Origin of the sequence: Allostreptomyces psammosilenae, from assembly GCF_013407765.1 — a bacterium.
Classification (GTDB): domain Bacteria; phylum Actinomycetota; class Actinomycetes; order Streptomycetales; family Streptomycetaceae; genus Allostreptomyces; species Allostreptomyces psammosilenae.
In genome coordinates, this window is the sequence record NZ_JACBZD010000001.1 from 801,849 (window position 1) to 819,604 (window position 17,756).

Annotated in this window: 17 protein-coding genes; 11 read left to right on the plus strand and 6 right to left on the minus strand. The window is 75.9% G+C overall.

The window, feature by feature from the left end; genetic code table 11:
* Nucleotides 1-317: 317 nt before the first annotated feature.
* Nucleotides 318-1,469, minus strand: coding sequence for an ATP dependent DNA ligase (locus tag FHU37_RS03155; protein WP_312892398.1), 1,152 nt, complete (start codon nt 1,467-1,469; stop codon nt 318-320).
* Nucleotides 1,470-1,537: 68 nt separating this feature from the next.
* On the opposite strand from FHU37_RS03155, the gene ku reads away from it, so the two are divergent.
* Together ku and FHU37_RS03165 are read left to right on the plus strand one after the other, a co-directional pair.
* A complete protein-coding gene (gene ku, locus FHU37_RS03160) occupies nt 1,538-2,626 on the plus strand; it encodes a non-homologous end joining protein Ku (RefSeq protein ID WP_179812695.1) in 1,089 nt (362 codons plus the stop codon).
* A 154-nt stretch (nt 2,627-2,780) separates the two neighbouring features.
* Entirely contained in the window at nt 2,781-3,104 is a 324-nt protein-coding gene (locus tag FHU37_RS03165; RefSeq protein WP_179812696.1) for a hypothetical protein, read from the plus strand.
* Nucleotides 3,105-3,203: 99 nt separating this feature from the next.
* Here FHU37_RS03165 and FHU37_RS03170 read toward each other — a convergent pair whose 3' ends face one another.
* Complete coding sequence (locus FHU37_RS03170; RefSeq protein WP_179812697.1) at nt 3,204-3,995, minus strand: isocitrate lyase/PEP mutase family protein; 792 nt, start codon at nt 3,993-3,995, stop codon at nt 3,204-3,206.
* The gene (locus tag FHU37_RS03175) at nt 3,992-4,489 is read right to left on the minus strand and encodes a carboxymuconolactone decarboxylase family protein (RefSeq protein WP_179812698.1); all 498 of its coding nucleotides are present in this window, start codon (nt 4,487-4,489) and stop codon (nt 3,992-3,994) included. The genes FHU37_RS03170 and FHU37_RS03175 overlap by 4 nt, the downstream gene beginning before the upstream one ends.
* Nucleotides 4,490-4,536: 47 nt before the next feature.
* Here FHU37_RS03175 and pdxR point away from each other — a divergent pair, with 47 nt between their 5' ends.
* The 5 genes from pdxR to FHU37_RS03200 all read left to right on the plus strand — a co-directional run bounded on the left by pdxR (nt 4,537) and on the right by FHU37_RS03200 (nt 11,081).
* Entirely contained in the window at nt 4,537-6,006 is a 1,470-nt protein-coding gene (gene pdxR, locus FHU37_RS03180) for a MocR-like pyridoxine biosynthesis transcription factor PdxR (RefSeq protein ID WP_179812699.1), read from the plus strand.
* 231 nt (nt 6,007-6,237) lie between these two features.
* The gene (locus tag FHU37_RS03185) at nt 6,238-8,100 is read left to right on the plus strand and encodes an alkaline phosphatase D family protein (protein WP_179812700.1); all 1,863 of its coding nucleotides are present in this window, start codon (nt 6,238-6,240) and stop codon (nt 8,098-8,100) included.
* A 185-nt stretch (nt 8,101-8,285) separates the two neighbouring features.
* Nucleotides 8,286-9,065 carry a ThuA domain-containing protein gene (locus FHU37_RS03190; RefSeq protein WP_179812701.1) on the plus strand — a complete coding sequence of 260 codons (780 nt, stop codon included), beginning with the start codon at nt 8,286-8,288 and terminating at the stop codon, nt 9,063-9,065.
* Nucleotides 9,062-10,267, plus strand: a complete 1,206-nt coding sequence (locus FHU37_RS03195) for a Gfo/Idh/MocA family protein (protein WP_179812702.1) — start codon at nt 9,062-9,064, stop codon at nt 10,265-10,267. The genes FHU37_RS03190 and FHU37_RS03195 overlap by 4 nt, the downstream gene beginning before the upstream one ends.
* A 193-nt stretch (nt 10,268-10,460) precedes the next feature.
* On the plus strand, nt 10,461-11,081 hold the full coding sequence (locus tag FHU37_RS03200) for an AAA family ATPase (RefSeq protein ID WP_179812703.1): 621 nt from the start codon (nt 10,461-10,463) through the stop codon (nt 11,079-11,081).
* 46 nt (nt 11,082-11,127) lie between these two features.
* Here the strand turns inward: FHU37_RS03200 and FHU37_RS03205 are convergent, their stop codons facing one another.
* Entirely contained in the window at nt 11,128-11,451 is a 324-nt protein-coding gene (locus FHU37_RS03205) for a YciI family protein (protein ID WP_179812704.1), read from the minus strand.
* A 119-nt stretch (nt 11,452-11,570) separates the two neighbouring features.
* Here FHU37_RS03205 and FHU37_RS03210 point away from each other — a divergent pair, with 119 nt between their 5' ends.
* Nucleotides 11,571-11,771: a hypothetical protein gene (locus FHU37_RS03210; RefSeq protein ID WP_179812705.1), complete on the plus strand. Its 201-nt coding sequence runs from the start codon at nt 11,571-11,573 to the stop codon at nt 11,769-11,771.
* 19 nt (nt 11,772-11,790) lie between these two features.
* Here FHU37_RS03210 and FHU37_RS28840 read toward each other — a convergent pair whose 3' ends face one another.
* Both FHU37_RS28840 and FHU37_RS03220 read right to left on the minus strand, forming a co-directional pair.
* Entirely contained in the window at nt 11,791-12,948 is a 1,158-nt protein-coding gene (locus FHU37_RS28840) for a PP2C family protein-serine/threonine phosphatase (protein ID WP_179812706.1), read from the minus strand.
* A gap of 109 nt (nt 12,949-13,057) precedes the next feature.
* Nucleotides 13,058-13,975 carry an SDR family oxidoreductase gene (locus FHU37_RS03220; protein WP_179812707.1) on the minus strand — a complete coding sequence of 306 codons (918 nt, stop codon included), beginning with the start codon at nt 13,973-13,975 and terminating at the stop codon, nt 13,058-13,060.
* A gap of 578 nt (nt 13,976-14,553) precedes the next feature.
* On the opposite strand from FHU37_RS03220, the gene FHU37_RS03225 reads away from it, so the two are divergent.
* The 3 genes from FHU37_RS03225 to FHU37_RS29650 all read left to right on the plus strand — a co-directional run bounded on the left by FHU37_RS03225 (nt 14,554) and on the right by FHU37_RS29650 (nt 17,494).
* Nucleotides 14,554-15,642 carry a hypothetical protein gene (locus tag FHU37_RS03225; RefSeq protein WP_179812708.1) on the plus strand — a complete coding sequence of 363 codons (1,089 nt, stop codon included), beginning with the start codon at nt 14,554-14,556 and terminating at the stop codon, nt 15,640-15,642.
* Between the two features lie 449 nt (nt 15,643-16,091).
* Entirely contained in the window at nt 16,092-16,778 is a 687-nt protein-coding gene (locus FHU37_RS03230) for a sigma-70 family RNA polymerase sigma factor (RefSeq protein WP_179812709.1), read from the plus strand.
* A 242-nt stretch (nt 16,779-17,020) separates the two neighbouring features.
* Complete coding sequence (locus tag FHU37_RS29650) at nt 17,021-17,494, plus strand: YndA family protein (RefSeq protein WP_512699011.1); 474 nt, start codon at nt 17,021-17,023, stop codon at nt 17,492-17,494.
* Nucleotides 17,495-17,756 lie beyond the last annotated feature (262 nt).

The following is a 17,756-nucleotide window of genomic DNA, read 5'->3' on the forward strand; positions in this document are numbered from 1 at the left end:
ACCACCTGCGCCGGGGCCGCCTGCGCCGGGGACGCCTGCTCCGCTGGCCGGGCCCGGGCGATCGGGCCCGCCAGGGCGTCGGCCCGGGGCGGGCCCCCGAGCGACGGCTCCCCGAGCCGCGCCGCGCACTGGCCGCCCCATCCCCTCGCCGACCTGAGAGTTATCCACAGGCCGTCGATCGGGGGCTGCGCTCCGTGCTCCCCCCATGGGATCATGGAATCAGGGGGGCCCACCGAGCCGCCCTGGCGGGCGTTGATCGGGTGTGTGCGGCACCGCAGCGTTCGAGGCCGTCGCGGCTGGGCCCAGCGGCCCGGGGTTCAGGACTCCCGCGTCACGTCCCCCGGGGACTTCTCCGGCCGCAGGCCGCGCCAGGAGGGGTGCCGCAGCACACCGTCGGCGGTCCACTGGGTGAAGGCCACCTCGCCCACCAGCCGCGGCTCCACCCAGCGCGCGCGCCGGGCCTGCTCGCGCGGCACCGGCCCGGCGAACGGCGCGGTGTCCCGTTCCAGGGGGAGCAGCCGGCGCGTCAGATCGGCGAGCGTCGCGTCGCTGAAGCCCGTCCCGACCCGCCCCGCGTAGCGCAGCGCGTCGCCCTCCCGCACCCCGACCAGCAGCGAGCCGATGGTGTCGGCCCGCCGTCCCGCCCCCGGCTGCCAGCCGCAGACCACCACCTCCTGGGTGCGCAGGTTCTTGATCTTGGTCCACAGCGGTGAGCGCCGACCCGGCAGATAGGGGCTGTCCGCCGCCTTCACCAGCACCCCCTCCAGGCCCAGCTCCCGGCTGGCGGCCAGCAGGTCGGGCAGCGCCTCCCCGGGGAAGTACGGCGGCACCTGCACCGGCCCACCGCCCGGCGCCGCCAGCCCCACGTCCGCCCCGGCCTCCGCCCCGCCCCCGGCCTCCGCCCCACCCCCCGCCCCGGCACCCGGGGGCCCCGCCGGTGCGCCCGGCGCCGGCCCCACCCCCAGATCCAGCGCCTCCAGCACCTCGCGCCGCGCCGTGTACGGCATCCGCAGCAGCGACCAGCCGTCCAGGTACAGCACGTCGAACACGCAGTAGGTCACCGGCACCGCGGCGAGCAGCCGCGGGCGCGGCCGCTGGACGTGCATGCGGGACTGCAGCGTGCCGAAGTCCGGTTGCCCGGCCTGGTTGAACGCCACCACCTCGCCGTCCAGCACCATCGCCCGCCCTCCGGCGGCCGGGCCGAGGACGGCCAGCTCCGGGTAGCTGCCGGTCACCTCCAGGTCGTTGCGGGACAGCAGCCGGACGCCGCCGTCGCGCACGTAGGCCACGGCGCGCACGCCGTCCCACTTCAGCTCCACCCGGGAGCCGCCCGCCCCGCCCACCCCGCCCACCGGCCCCCGCCCGGCCACCGCCAGCATCGGCCGGACGAGCACCGGGAACTCCTCGCGCCGGGCGCCGCGCTCCGCCGCCCGCGCGCCGTCGAACGCCTCATCGAACGCTGCGGCCACCCTGCCGTTCTACCGCGCCCGGACCCGGTGCGCATGCGCGCCCGCCGGGGCGCGTCCACCATGGAGACATGCGCTACCTGTGGAAGGGCGGTATCTCGTTCGGGCTGGTCAACGTGCCGGTCCGGCTCTACCGCGCCACCGAGGAGAAGACGGCGACCTTCCACCAGGTGCACGCGGCCGACGGGGGCCGGATCCGCTACCGCAAGGTGTGCGAGCTGGACGGCGAGGAGGTCGGCGCCAAGGACATCGTCAAGGAGTACGAGGCGGAGGACGGCCGCACCGCGGTGATCACCGACGAGGACCTGGAGAAGCTCCCGGTCACCACCCGGCACGCCATCGACGTGGTCTCCTTCGTGCCCTCCGAGCAGATCGACCCGCTCCAGCTGGGCAGCTCCTACTACGTGGAGTCCGACCCCAAGGGCGGCAGCGCCACCCCCTACGTGCTGCTGCGCAAGGCCATGGAGTCCACCGACCGCACCGCCGTGGTGCGGGTCGCGCTGCGCCAGCGCGAGCACCTGGCCACCCTCCGCCCGCACGGCGACGTGCTGGTCCTGCAACTGCTGCTGTGGCCGGACGAGGTCCGCGAGCCCGAAGGGCTGGCGCCCTCCGAGAAGGTCACGGTGCGCCCGCAGGAGGAGCAGATGGCGCGGTCGCTGATCGAGACCCTGGCCGACGACTACCACCCCGAGCAGTTCCACGACGAGTACCGCGAGGCGCTGCAGGAGCTCATCGACGCCAAGCTCGAGGGCGTGGAGCCGCCCACCGAGGAGGAGCGCGAGGAGGCCGGCGGCAGGGTGATCGACCTGATGTCGGCGCTGCGGGCCAGCATCGAGCGGGCCCGGGCCGGCCGCGAACCGGCGGAGGGGGAGGGCACCGAGGAGGAGGCGGAGGCCGAGCCGGTCGCCGCCGGCGGGGGCGGCGGACGCCCCGCCGCCGGGGCGGGCCGGCGCGCGCCGAGGAAGAAGGCGGCGGCGAGGCCGCGGGGCGGAGAGCGTCCGGCCGAGGAGGCGGAAGAGGCGGAGGGGGCCGAGGAGGCGGAGGAGAAGCCCGCGGCCCGCAAGCGCGCGGCCAGGAAGACCGCGCCCACGAAGGCCGCGCCCAAGAAGGCGGCCAAGAAGTCGTCCGAGAAACCGCCCTCGCGCCGCCGGGCGTCTTGACATCCGGGGTGTCAATCCCTCTCGGATCGGGAATCGCTGACTACGGATCAGCGCCGCCGGGTGCTGCCCCCGGCGGTGGTCGACCGGACCGCGCCGGCACTCGACGGAGCGGAGAGGCCATGCGGTTCCGTGCCGCCCACCGGTGGTGGGCGCGATGACGACGTACGACACCCAGTCCCATGCCGAGCCGGACCGCGAGCCGGTGCACATATCCCTGGTGCTCGCCGAGTCGCTGCGCCTGCTGGCCGGGCGCCGCCAGGAGGCCGGCCGCCTGCCGCGCCCGCGCCCGGCGCCACCCGCCCCGGGCGCCCCGCCGCCCGGCCCGCGTACCCCGCCGCCGGGTCCGCGCGCGGCGCCGCGGGCCACCGCGCCGGGGGCGACCGTTTCGGCGGCCACCGTTTCGGGGGTCGGCCTTTCGGGGGCCGGCGGGCCGGGGGAGGACGGGCTGCGCCGGGTCGCCCCTGGTCACGCCGCCTAGCCGGGTGACGGCCGGCGCGGTCGCCGGCCAGCCCCCCGGAGGCCGCCGGCGGACCACCGACCCTCCGGCACCACGGGAGGCGCGGCCAGGGAGCGGCGGCTAGGACAGGCCCAGGTCGACCGTCCGGTACGGATCCCGCCCGGCGCGGACCTCCCCGACCAGGTCGGCCAGATGGCGCTGCACGGCCATGAACAGGCCCGGCCCGAAGCTGATCCGCGCCACCCCGGCCGCCGCCAGGTCGTCGAGCGAGAGCGCGGAGCCCGGCAGGAACACCACGTTGACCGGCGCCCCGATGCCCGCCACCAGCGCCCGGACCGCCTCCACGGACAGTCCGTCCACGGCGATCGGGTAGACGCAGTCCGCGCCCGCCTCCACGTAGCGGCGGCCCCGTGCGACGGCCGCCGCCACCCGCTCCTCCTCCGTGCCGGACCCGCGGAGGAAGGTGTCCACCCGGGCGTTGATCACGATCCAGGGGGCGGCCTGCCGCACGGCGGCCAGGAAGTCGGCCTGCTCCTCGACGTCGACCAGCTTCCCGTCGCGGGGATCGGAGTCCTCCAGGTTGCACCCCACCGCGCCGCTGGCCAGCAGCCGTTCGGCGAGTTCGGCCGGCGGCAGGCCGTAGCCGCGCTCCAGGTCCGCGCTGACCGGAACGTCCACCGCCCGGGCGATCCGGGCCACCGCCGCGAACATCTCGTCCGCCGGGGCGTCCTCGTGGTCCGCGTAGCCCAGCGCCGGGGCGACGGCCGCGCTGCCGGTCGCCACCGCCGGGAAGCCGGCCGAGACCACCGTGCGGGCCGACGCCGCGTCCCAGGCGTTGGGCAGCACCAGCGGCCGGCCCGGGACGTGCAGCGCGCGCAGTTCGGCCGCCGCCGCGGCCCGACCGCCGCTCACCGCTGCCCCTGCGGACGGTACTGGCCCGGCGTGAGGCGGGCCGTGACGGCCAGCCGGTTCCAGGTGTTGATCACCGCGATGGCCCAGGTCAGCGCGGTCAGCTCGGACTCGTCGAAGTGGCGCGCGGCCTCGGCGAACACCTCGTCCTCGACGCCCCGCCCGGCGACCAGCGTCACCGCCTCGGTGAGTGCCAGCGCGGCGCGCTCCCGTGCCGTGAAGAACGGCGTCTCCCGCCAGGCGTTCAGCGCGTGCATGCGCTGCTGGGTCTCGCCCATCGCGGCCGCGTCCAGGGTGTGCATGTCCAGGCAGAAGGCGCAGCCGTTGATCTGCGAGGCGCGGATCTTCACCAGCTCCATCAGCGGGGGCTCCAGGCCCAGGTCGTTCACCGCCTGCTGGAGACCGAGCATCGCCTGGTAGGCGGAGCCCGAGTGCTTGGGGAGGTTGAAGCGGGGAGGGACGTGGACCGTCTCCGCGGTCGTCGTTCGATCGCTCATGGCCCCCACCGTAGAGAGGGGTTGGCGGATCACTATGGTCCAATCCCATGGCGTTCGAGTGGACCAAGACCGGGGTGGACCTGCACCTCGACCTCGACATCGGACACGACTCCGGCACCGGTGGCCGCCGCGCCGGGCTGGAGCGGGCGCTGCGGAATGCCGTCAGGGACGGCCGGCTCACCCCGGGAACCCGGCTGCCCGCCAGCCGGACCCTGGCCGCCGAACTCGACCTCGCCCGCGGCACGGTGACGGCGGCCTACGAGCAGCTCGTCGCCGAGGGCTACCTGTCGGCCCGCCGCGGCGCCGGCACCGTCGTCGCCGACCTCCCACCGCCCCCGCCCGCCCCGGGACACCCACCCGGCGAGACGGCCCGCCCCGGCGGCGGCGCGGACCCACGGCACGGTCAGGGAACGCCGCCCCGCCCGCGCCACGACCTGATGCCCGGCCGCCCGGACGTCGCCTCCTTCCCGGTGGAGGCGTGGCTGCGGGCCGCCCGCCGGGTGCTGCCGCGCACCGAGGCACAGGCCTTCGGCCTGGGGGACCCGCGCGGCCATCCCGCCCTGCGCACCGCCCTCGCCGACTACCTGGGCCGCACCCGGGGCGTGCTCGCCGACCCCGAGCGGATCGTCGTCACCACCGGCTTCATGCAGAGCCTCGGGCTGCTCGCCCGGGTGCTGCACGACGGCGGATGCGCCGCCGTGGCCATGGAGGACCCGTGCGCGCCGTTCCACCGGGAGGCCGTGCGCCGCGCCGGGCCACGGGTGCTCCCGCTGCCGGTCGACGAGCGCGGCGCTGACGCCCGGGTGCCCGACGGCGCCGGCGCGGTCGTGGTGACACCGGCCCACCAGGCCGTCCTCGGCACGGTGCTGGCCCCCGAGCGGCGCCGAGCGCTGGTCGACTGGGCCTCCACGAGCGGCGGGCTGATCATCGAGGACGACTACGACGGCGAGTTCCGGTACGACCGGCAACCCGTCGGGGCCCTGCAGCAGATGGCGCCCGAGCAGGTCGGCTACCTCGGCACGGCCTCCAAGACCCTGGGGCCGGGCGTCCGGCTCGGCTGGATGGTGCTGCCGCCGCGGCTGGTCCCCGCCGTCGCGGAGGCCAAGTTCTACGCGGACGCGCAGACCGAGGTGATCGGGCAGCTGGTGCTGGCCGAACTGATCCGCACCCACGAGTACGACCGTCACGTGCGCGCCCAGCGGTTGCGCTACCGGCGCCGCCGCGACGCGCTGCTGCGCCGACTCGCCGAGGAGGTGCCGCGGGTGCGGGTCCGCGGCGCGGCGGCCGGCGTGCAGCTGCTGCTGGAACTCCCCGCGGACGGCCCGTCGGAGACGGAGGTGGCGGCCCGCGCCGCCGCCCGCGGCCTGCGGGTGGTCCCCACCGGCTCGGTCTGGCACGACGCCGGCGCCGTACGCCCACCGCGGATCGGCATCGGCTACGCCACCCCGCCCGACCACGCCTACCCGGCCGCCCTCGACGCCCTGATCGCCACCCTCCGCGAGTGCCTGGACGGCTGACCGGCCCGGGCCCGCGCCCGCGCCCGGGCACCCGCCCGGCGTCCGTCGCGCGTTGTGGGGCGTCCGACCGAAGGGGTGTCAGGGAAGGATCCGGGGAGAACCGGGCATCGATCAGCCGAACGAGTGATGGCCGTGTGGGGAAGGATCACCGAACCTGGTATTGGGGGGCGGAGCCGTACCGATCGGCGACGGCGCCCTGGTAGCGCGTCGGATCGACCGGAGGAGACGGCGATGGCTGAACTGGTGGTCGGCCCGCTGCTGCGGTACGTGGACGGCTCCAGCGCCACCGTGTGGGCGGAGACGGACCGCCCCTGCACCGTGCGGGTGCGCTGCGGCGGCGGGATCCAGGCCGCCGAACCCACCTGGTGCGTGGCCGGCCACCACTTCGCCCTGGTGGTCGTCGACGGGCTGGCGCCGGGCTCGGTGAGCACCTACAACGTCGAACTGGACGGCGACGTGGTCTGGCCGGTCCCGGACGTCACCCATCCCCCCAGCACCATCCGCACCCTGCCGGCCCCCGCCCCGGGCGGCCCGGGCGCCGCCGGCACCCCCGCCGTCCGCGTCGCCTTCGGCTCCTGCCGCTGGGCCAGCCCACCCAGCGTGGTGGACGGCCGCCTGGAGCCGGACGCCCTGGACACCCTCGCCGCCACCCTCCCGGAGCTGCCCCGCCAGGAGTGGCCGGACGCCCTGCTGCTCCTCGGCGACCAGGTGTACGCCGACGAGGTCTCCGCGCTCACCCGCGCCTGGCTGGCCGAACGCCGCGACCTCAACCAGCCCCCGTGGGACCAGGTCGCCGACTTCGAGGAGTACACCCGGCTCTACCACGAGTCCTGGCAGGACCCGGAGATCCGCTGGCTGCTCTCCACCGTGCCGAGCGCCATGGTCTGCGACGACCACGACGTCATCGACGACTGGAACACCTCCGCCTCCTGGCGGGACGACATGCGGGCCACCGACTGGTGGGAGGAGCGGATCCTCAGCGGGCTGGCCAGCTACTGGGTCTACCAGCACCTCGGCAACCTCTCGCCGGCCGAACTCGCCGCCGACGAGGTGTACGCCGCCGTGCGCCGTGCCGGCGGCGGCCCGCGGGGCGACGCCGCGGCCGTGCTGCGCGAGCACGCCCGCCGCGCGGACGCCGAGACCGACGGGCGGCGCGCGGTCCGCTGGAGCTACCGCAGGGACCTCGGCCGGGTGCGGGTGCTCATGGTCGACTCCCGCGCCGGACGCGTCCTCCAGGAGGACCGCCGGGCCATGATCAGCGACGACGAACTCGACTGGCTGGCCGCCCAGGCCGCCGAGCCCGGATACGACCACCTGCTGCTCGGCACCTCGCTGCCGTGGCTCCTGCCGCACGCCGTGCACGACCTGGAGGGCTGGAACGAGGCGCTGGCCTCCGGCGCCCGCGGCCGGCGCGCCGTCCGCTGGTCGGAGCGGCTGCGGCGCGCGGGCGACCTGGAGCACTGGGCCGCCTTCCGCCGTTCCTTCCACGCGCTCTCCGCACTGCTGCTGGACATCGCCACCCCGGCCCCCGCCCCCGCCGACGCCCCCCGGGACGCGGCCCCCGTCCCCGTCCCCGGCCGCACCCCCGCCCCCGGCCGCGCCGAACCGCCGCCGGCCACCATCTGCGTGCTCTCCGGCGACGTGCACCACGCCTACCTGGCCGAAGCACACCCCAGCGCCCCCGGCACCACCCCCGGCCCCGGCTCCGGCACCGTCGCCCGGCCGAGCAGCCGCCTGGTGCAGCTGACCTGCTCACCCGTGCACAACGCCGTCCCCGCCGTGATCCGCCTCGGCTTCCGCATCGGCTGGGGCCGCGCCGCGCGGCGGTTCGGCCGGGCCCTCGCCCGCCACGCACGCCTCCCCGCCTCCCCGGTCACCTGGGAGAAGACCGCCGGCCCGTACTTCGGCAACCAGCTGATGACCCTCACCCTGAGCGGCCGGAACGCCACCGTCCTGCTGCAACGCGCCGTCACCGGCCCGGACGGCAAGGCCCTGCTGCGCACCGTCGTCTCCGCGCCCCTGACCGGTCCGACGGCCACCCCGGCCCCGGCCCCGCCGACCCCCCGTGCCCCCGGCGACCCCCTCCCGAGCTGACCGTCCACCGCGGGCCGTCCCACCGGCGACGCCCCCTCACCCCGCCCCGGCCGCCCCACCCGCATCCGGCCGGATCCGGCCGAGCAACGCCGCACCGGCCCCGGCCTCCTCCCCGGCCGCCCCTCCGTGAGCGATGCTGGCGGGGTCCGCCCAGCCGCCGCACGCACGATCGGGAGCGCACCCGCATGCCGGACCCCTCCGCCACCCGCCCGCTGCGGGTCACCGTGTGGAACGAGAACGTCCACGAGACCACCGAGCCGGAGATCGCCGCGCGCTACCCCGAGGGCATCCACGGCGCCGTCGCCTCGGCCATCGCCGAGCACCACGGCGACGCCGTCACGGTCCGCACGGCCACCCTCGCCGAGCCCGAGCACGGCCTGACCGAGGAGGTGCTGGCCGCCACCGACGTCCTGGTCTGGTGGGGACACATCGCCCACGACCGGGTCGCCGACGAGGTCGCCGAGCGGGTGCAGCGGCACGTGCTGGCCGGCATGGGGTTCGTTCCGCTGCACTCCGCGCACTGGTCCAAGCCGTTCGTCCGGCTGATGGGCACCACCTGCACGCTGAACTGGCGCAACGCCGAGGACCGTGAGCTCGTCTGGACGGTGGCCCCCGGCCATCCCGTCGCGGCCGGCGTGCCCAGCCCCGTCGTGATCGACCGCCAGGAGATGTACGGCGAGCCGTTCGACGTGCCGCAGCCGGACGAACTCGTCTTCATCAGCTCCTTCTCCGGCGGCGAGGTGTTCCGCTCCGGCTGCGCCTACCGCCGCGGCAGCGGGCGGATCTTCTACTTCAGCCCCGGCGACCAGGACTACCCCGTCTACGACCACCCGGACGTGCGCCGGGTGATCGCCAACGCCGTCGCCTGGACCGCCCCCACCGGCGAACGCCGCCCGCCCGAGCTGCGCCGCCGGGAGACCGGCTGGTTCGAGGCCCCCGGCCAGCCCGGTGGCGAGTCCCGATGACCACCACCCCGCTCACCCCCGGCACCCCGGCCGGCTTCCGGACCATCCCCGGCGACGAGCCGCTGCGCGTCGTCCTGGTCGGAGCCGGCGCGATGGGTCGCGCCTGGCTCGCCACACTGGCCGCCTCCCCCCTGGTGCGCCTCGCGGGCATCGTCGACCTGGACGAGGGCGCGGCCCGCCGCGCCGCCGAGAAGGTGGCCCGCCGCGCCGCCGAGAAGACGGCCGGCACGGCGACGGCCGGTGCGTCGTTGGCCGGCGCCGCCCCCGGCGAACCCATCGTCACCGGCACCTCCCTCACCGAGGTCGCCGCCCGCTGCGGGGCGCAGGCCGTCGTCGACGTCACCGTGCCCGCGGCCCACCTGCCGGTCACCCTGGAGGCCCTCTCCCTCGGCCTGCCCGTCCTCGGCGAGAAGCCGCTGGCCGCCACGCTCGCCGAGGCCGTCGCCCTGGTGGACGCGGCCGACCGGGCCGGCGAACTCTTCGTGGTCAGCCAGAACCGCCGCTTCAACCGCCACCTGTGGCAGCTGCGCGCCGGGCTCGCCGGCCTCGGCCCGATCGGCGTCCTCACCACCGAGTTCTTCCGCGCCCCGCGCTTCGGCGGCTTCCGGGACGCCATGGCGCACCCGCTGATCCTCGACATGGCCGTGCACAGCTTCGACGCCGCGCGCTTCCTCCTGGACGCCGACCCGGTCGCCGTCTACTGCGAGGAACACAACCCGCCGTGGAGCTGGTACGCCGGCGACGCCGCCGCCACCGCCGTCTTCGAGATGACCGGCGGCGCCCGCTACACCTACACCGGCAGCTGGTGCAGCGACGGCCGGGCCACCTCCTGGAACGGCGCCTGGCGGGCCAGCGCCGCCCGCGGCAGCGCCACCTGGGACGGCGAGAACGCCCCCGTGCTGGAGGTCGTCGACGCCCCGGACGCCCCGGCCGACGGCCTGGCCTCCGTCGACGGAGTGCCCCTGCCCACCCCCGCCGCACCCCCCGCCCAGCCCCCCGCGGAGGACCTCGCCGGCCCGCTCACCCTCTTCGTCCACGCCCTGCGCACCGGCACGCTCCCGATGGGGGAGTGCCACGACAACCTGATGAGCCTGGCCATGGTCCACGCCGCCATCGCCTCCTCCACCTCCGGCACCCGGGTGCACGTCGCCGACGTCCTCACCCGTGCCCGCGAGGAGGCCGCCGACCTCGTGGCCGGCTGACCCGCCGGCCGGTCGGCGGATCCCCGGCGAGAACCGGAACGGCACCGCCCCGGCCGGTGGTGCGGAAAAGCCGGTGCGGTGGTGGGGCGGGGGCCGGTAGCGTCCGCACCGGCCGTTGGTCCCGTGGTGCGCGGCGCCGGGCGGCCGTGTGGTCCGTCCGCCGCCCCACGCAGCACAGCAGGGAGAACACCGCATGGAGACCGTCCCGCCGCAGCGGCCCGTCCCCTCCGACGTGCCCGCGGACGCCGGCTCGGCGCTGTCCGGGGCCGTCGTGCTGATCACGGGGGTGATGGCGGCCGGCAAGTCCACGGTGGCGCAAGCGCTGGCGGAGCGGCTGCCGCGGGCCGCGCACGTGCGCGGCGACGTCTTCCGCCGGATGATCGTCTCCGGCCGCCGGGAAATGCTCCCGGAGCACGCTGACCCGGGGGCCTCGGCCGAGGCGGCAGAGGCCCACGCCCAGCTGCGGCTGCGCTACCGGCTGGCCGCCGCGGCGGCCGAGGGCTACGCGGCCGCCGGGTTCACCGCCGTGCTGCAGGACATCGTCCTGGGCGAGGAACTTGCCTACTGGGTGGATCTGCCGCGCGGCCGGCCCCGGTACCTGGTGGTGCTCGCTCCGCGACCGGAGACCGTCGCGGAGCGGGAGGCCGGCCGGGCGAAGACCGGCTACGGGCCCTGGACCGTCGAGGAGCTCGACCGCTCGCTGCGCACCGGGACGCCGCGGCTCGGCTTGTGGCTGGACACCTCCGGTCAGACCCCGGAGCAGACGGTCGACGCCATCCTCGACCGGCTGCCGCAGGCCCGGATCGACGACTGAGCCACCGGCCGGCCGACCGACCGGCCCCGGGTGCCCGGGGCCGTGGTCAGCCCTCCGGGCGGATCCGCTCCGACCCGGCGCCGAGCAGTTCGGCGAGCGCCGGGTGCACCCGCCCCGGCGTCACGGTGGTCACGGTGTAGCGCGCCACGCCCTCGCGCACGAACGGGTCCTCGGCGGCGATCCGCTCCGCCTCGGCGCGGTCGACGCCACGGGCAAGGATGACGCCGCCCTGACTGCTCGGCACCGTCTGCCCCGACACCAGGAAGGTGCCCGCGCGGTGGTACCGCTCCAGGAAGCGCACGTGCGCGGCGACGTGGGGCGCCGCGCGATCCTCGGGCACCCGGTACTCCAGCGACAGCACGTGCAGCATCGGTGCTCTCCTCTTCGCATCACGGCTCGGCGAGGGAATCCCATCAGTTCCAGACCCTGGATGGTCAAGTTCGGGCGAAAGCTGCATGCTGCTGCTCTTGCTTCGATGAAGGAGTCGCCATGGCCGTGGTCACCGTCACCCTCGACGCGAACCTCGCGATCGACGTCATGCTGCTGTCCGGCACCAGGAGCCCGCAGGACGCGGTCGAACTGATCGTCCGCGACTACCTGGCCCGGGGCCAGCGCACCGAGGCCCGTGCCGGCGACGCCGCGGACGGCCACCCGCCCGTCGACGCGCCCCCCGTCCAGCCGGAGGGCTGACCCGCACCCGGGGCGCCGTTCACCGAACCGTCCCCGCCGGGGTCCACTGGACCGCCAGGACGGCGGCGTCGTCGTCGAGCCGGTCGCCGGTGTGCGCCAGGACCTCCTGCACCACCGCGGCCGGGAGCAGTCGGGGCGGCAGGTGCCGCAGCCGGCGCAGGGCCGGCTTCACGTCGAAGAACTCGCCGCCGGCGTCCCGCGCCTCCGCGACCCCGTCGGTGATGAGCACCAGCCGGTCCCCGGGGTTCCAGCGCACCGTGGAGGTCGGCGACGACCCACCGAGGTACTCCAGCCCCAGCGGGAGGCCGGCCTCCGTCGTGACGGTCCGCACCCCGTCGGCGGCCAGGAGCAGCGGCTCGGGATGCCCGTGGTTGAGGATCCGCACGAGTGGTCCGCGGATCTCCACGAAACACGCCGTGACGAAGGCCTCGTCGTCGGCGCTCGCCAGCGGCGCCGACGAGGCCACGGCCCGCCAGCCCTCGGCGGCGTGCTGGCGCAGCAGCGCGGCCGAACAGCGCCGCGCCACCCGGGGCAGGTCCTCCTCGGTGACGGCGGCCTCCCGGAAGGCGCCGAGCACCACGGCCGCGAGGTAGACGGCGGGCATGCCCTTGCCGCGCACGTCCCCGATGAGCAGCCGGGTGCGGTCGCCGCCGGGGACGACCTCGAACAGGTCCCCGCCCACCCGCGCCTCCGGATCCGCCGCCCGGTACACGGCGGCGATCCGCAGGTCGCCGAGGACCGGCGGCAGCGGCCGCAGCAGCGCCCGCTGCGCCGTCTCGGCCACGCGGCGCGCCCGGGACAGGGCGCGCTCCCGCCGCACCCGGGCGGCGCTGCCCGCCACGCTCGCCGTGACGACGATCGCGATGGAGAGGAACGCCACGAGCCAGGTGGTGCTGCCGAGCGGAGCGTTGACGATGCCGAAGGCCATGCCGACCACCAGCGCCGCCGCCGACAGGACCGACACCCCGCGCACGCCCATGGTGACCGCGGCCAGCGGGGGCGCCGCCGACAGCAGCGGCGCGGTGCGGATGTGGCGCAGCGGCGACACCTCGATCAGCGCCACGCCGAGGACCAGCAGCCACGGCAGCACGTGCCACCAGTTCAGCTCCCTGGCGGCGGAGACCGCGCGGCGCGCCGGCGGGGGGAGGTGGGCGCGGGCGCGGGGGTGGCGCGACACGGTGGGGCACCTTCTCGGGCGGCCGGTGGCACCCGCCCGACGCGGGTGGGCACCATCGGCCTGGTCGCCTGTCGGGCCGGCGGGCTCCGCCGCTGGTCGGCTCGGCCGGTCAGGGCAGCGGCTGGCCGCCGGTGAGGTTCATGATCTCTGCGGTGACGAACTGCGCCTCCTCCGAAGCCAGGAAGACGTACGCCGGGGCCAGCTCGGCCGGTTGCGCGGGGCGGCCGAACACGGTGCTGCCGCCGAACGACTTCACGCTCTCCTCCGGCATGGTCGCCGGGATCAGCGGGGTCCAGACCGGACCGGGGGCGACCGCGTTGACCCGGATCCCGCGCGGCGCCAGCTGCTCGGACAGCCCCTTGGTGAAGGTGACGATCGCGCCCTTGGTGGAGGCGTAGTCCAGCAGCGGCGGGGACGGCTGGTAGGCCTGGATCGAGGTGGTGTTGATGATGCTGGAGCCGGGGCGCAGGTGCGGGACGGCCGCCTGGCACAGCCAGAACATCGCGTAGACGTTGGTCTTGAAGACCCGGTCCAACTGCTCGGTGCTGATCTCCTCGATGCCGCCCGGCCGGGCCATCTGGTAGGCGGCGTTGTTCACCACGATGTCCAGACGGCCGAACGCGGTGAGCGCCCGGTCCACGAGCGAGCGGCAGTGCGCCTCCTCGCGGATGTCACCGGCGACGGCCATCCCCACCCGGCCGGCCTCCTCGATGAGGCGGACGGTGTCGACCGCGTCCTTCTCCTCCTCGGGGAGGTGGGAGATCAGCACGTCGGCGCCCTCCCGGGCGAAGGCGATGGCGACGGCGCGGCCGATCCCCGAGTCGCCCCCGGTGACGATCGCCCCGCGACCGAGCAGTCGGCCGGAGCCGCGGTAGCTCTCCTCCCCGTGGTCCGGCTGCGGACGCATGGCCGCGCCGGTGCCGGGGTGCTCCTGCGACTGGGCGGGGAACTCCGGCCGGGGGTGGCGTCCGACCGGGTCGTGGGCGGGCTGTCCGGTGGGTTCGGGCTGTCCGTTGGGGTTCGCCATCAGGCGGGACTCCTTACGTGACGGGGGAACGCACGGCCGTTCGAGGCACCGCGGGGTACCTCAACGGCGACGGCTGCCCGTGCCGGCCGGAGCCAAACCAGCGCCGGGGCGCGGCGGCGGTCCGGCGGCCCGGTGGCCGGTGCGGGCGTGCGGAGTCGCGGTGGTGTCCAACTTGGGCCATCCGGAGGGCTAGCGCGGGGGCCCTTGGATGGCTAACCTGAGAGCGCTCTCAGGGAGAGTGTCACCGGAGTCGGGGTGGCGACGGCTATGTCGTGTGCACGCCATTCAGTGCGCGTCGGCAGGTGCCGGCGCCGCCGGACCGCCCGCGCGGGGCGGCCGGACTCCGATGCCCTCTTCCGACGCGTCACCAGGGCCGAAGGCCCATCGAGCGGCGTGTGGGGTAACCGCCGAGGGCGGACACCACACCACGCCAGTGCCGGACGTGGGGCCAAGGGTGGCGGGCCCGGCCGCCCCGCGTCCGGCACGATCACGCGGTTGAGGAGCGACGCGGGGGACGAGCCATGCCCGACGACCGTGCCGGAAGGGCGCCTGCGGGGCGCCCCGACCCGCGTGGCAGCATGTCCGCCACCATGAACGCCGGCTTCGTTCTCCGCCTCACGCGCACCGGTTTCTTCGCCGGCATGTGCGTCGTGCTGGCGGTGGCGGGGCACGTGGTCATGTCCGACGACCGCCCGCCGATGTGGTCGGTCGTCGCCGCTTTCCTGTGCATCGCCGGCGGCACCTGGCTGGTGTCCGGCCGGGAGCGCGGCCTGCTCGGCATCAGCGCGGCCATGCTCGTCGTCCAGGCGGCGCTGCACCTGCTGTTCTCGGTGGCGCCGGGTGCCGCGGTCGCGCCGGGGGCCGCGCCACCGTCCGCGGGCCCGGCCCCGGCGGGCGTCGCGACGCGGGTGGACACCGCCTCCGAGCAGTCGGCCGAGTCGCAGTGGCTGCTCTTGCTGCTCTGTGGTGCACCGGCGGGCGCGGCGGGCGATGGGCCGACGGCCGGGGCGTCCGCGGCAGAGCTGCTGCAACTGGCAGGTCTGGATCCCGACCTGGCCCAGCTGCTCCCGGACGAGGCGCTCGGGCGCCCTGCCGCACAGCTGCGAGACGCCGAGCACACGCACCCCGCCGGATCCGCCCGGGCGGCCGAAGCGCCGTCGAGGGCCGCGGCGACGGCGGCGGGAGTGCCGCACAGCGGCGCGGGAGCGCACCCGGCCGCGGCGCCGCACACCGCCGAACACCACGCCCTCGCGCCGCCGGGGCCGACCGGACCGGTCGATCCCCGGGCCGAGGCCGCCCGAGTGGCCTCGGCCGCCCGAGTGGCGGGGGACAGCGAGGCCGCCGGGCCGGCCGCGCCCACGACGGCGTCCCACTCCCACGACGGGACCGTCTCGGCGGGCATGTTCGGGGCCCACCTGCTGGTGGCCCTGGTCTGCGCACTGTGGCTGCGGGGAGGCGAGGCGGCGGCCTTCCGCGTGCTGCGCGCCGTGGCCACCACGGCGCTGCGCCGGGTGCTGCGGGCCCTGCGCGCCCTCGACGTGGCCCCCGTCGCTCCCTGGCCCCGGCCCGCCCCGGCGCCACGGTGGGACGCGGCCGGCTTCGTGCGCGGTCCGGAGGTGCGGTGCTGCATCTCGCACCGTGGGCCACCGCCGGCGACGGTCAGCTGACCGTCCGTCCGCCCGCGCGGCACTGACCCCGCGCGGACCCCGTCTCTCCGTCAGCGCCCGCGCGACTCGGCGCGTCAGTTCGTGACACCCCCCTCGGTTCGTCACCGATGGGTTCGTCAGCGATCTGCTCGCCACCGATCGACCTGCCGCGTCGGCCGGCTCGGCGCCTCGATCAAGCGAGCGCCGCCGTCCGCCCGGGACGATGCGGCCGCGCGGCCGGGTGAGGGCGGGGTGGGGCGACGGACGGGCTCCGCCGTGCCGGAGGAGTGGGAGGCGCCCGAGCCTTTCCGACCCGGCGAGTGCGGAGCTGTCGCCATGCCGCCTCGGGCTCCGCCCGCGCCCCGCCGCGCGGGCCCGACTCGGGGCCGGTTCCCGTGGTGCGCGCCGGACGCGGCGGCACCGGATGACGAAGGCGTCCAGCCATGACAACCGTTTCGCAACCCCGATACATGTCGTGCTCATACCAAAAGGCTTCCGACGAGGAGGTGACCGCCTGCGCGCTCTCCGCGCGCTCCGGTGACGCCTCCGCCATCGACAGGTTCGTCCGCTGCACCCAGCCCGACGTCTGGCGGTTCACGGCCCACCTGGTGGACGTCGAGTCCGCCGACGACCTGACCCAGGAGACCTACCTGCGCGCGCTGCGCAGCCTGCCCTCCTTCGCCGGCCGCTCCTCGGCCCGCACCTGGCTGCTCGCCATCGCCCGCCGCGTCGTGGTCGACAGGTTCCGCATGGCCGCCGCCCGGCCGCGCACCGCCGACACGTTCGACTGGCAGATGGTGATGGAGCACCGGCAGCCGCTCGGACTGCCGGGGTTCGAGGAGGGCATTGCCCTGGACGAGCTGCTGCACCAACTGGCCGATCCGCGCCGGGAGGCGTTCGTTCTCACCCAACTGCTGGGGCTGCCCTACGCGGAGGCCGCGGAGCTGATCGGCTGCCCGGTCGGGACCGTCCGCTCGCGCGTGGCGCGGGCCCGCGAGGACCTGCTCGCCCTGCTGCGGGCGGCGGAGGCGGCCGGCGCCGGTGTCGGCACCGGCGCCGGCGACGGCATCGCCGCCGATCCGCCGATGGGGACGGCCGACTCCGCGGTGGGCGCCGTCGGTGCCGTCGGCGCGGGCAGCGCGGGCGGGCGGCGGTGACGCCCGTACGCCGAGGCCGCCACGGCGGTGTGTGGAGGCAGAGTCAAGCGAGTGTGGACTGTGCGCCAAGGACTTCCGAGGGCGGATCATGCACGCTTGGATACGCGTTTCCTCTGTGGACATTCGGAGTTTCCTTTCTGGACATTCGGATGTGCTCAGCGCGTCGTGGTCGAGGGCGAGTCGCCGTCGAGCCGGCCGCGCGGAACGGGGCGCGAAGAGATCCATTGACGAAGGAGACAGGCATGGCGAACATTCGTCGTCGCGTGGCGGCGGCCGGTGTCACGCTCACGGCACTGGCCTTACCGTTGCTGGCGCCGAGCTCGGCGCACGCGAGCGGCAACCTGAGTTCCGGCGAGGCGCAGCTCTCGCCCGTCCTTCCGCCGGGCGTGTCCGCTGCCAGCCCGGGCTGGGACCCGGTCGGTGAAGGGCCATTCTCTTCCGAGGGGGACGGGGTCTATGGCACCGGATACGCGCCGTCCGCCGGCACCAACTTCCGGACCTGCGTGACCACCGGAAGCACCACCTCGCACCGCTTCGAGCTGTGGGAGTACGACGCGGAGAACGCGGACGAGTACGTGGGTTACGCCACGCTCTCCAACGACGGCTGCATCATCTGGGAGGGCATCAGCGCCTGGGTGGACGGCGGGAACGACCGGGCCGAGTTCTACCTCCTCACCAACGACTCCCGGGCCACCTGGGCGACCTTCTGGGACTGATCGCCTCCGGGCTGAGGGGGTTCTCCGCCTGACAGACGATCCGACTCGGGCACAGCAACTCTCCACCTCCGGGATGTGTCCGCCGTGCGGCGGGCGATGCGCCGCGCATCGCCCGCCGCACGGATCTTCGGGTGACTCCGTGCAGCCCCCGCCATGGACGAGCCAGGGCCGGGTATTCCTCCATCGCGCCCGGTGGCGACGCTTTTCTTCCCGCGCCGCCATCGAGGGCCGCGCTGCCACCGGGTTACTGATCTCCATGCTG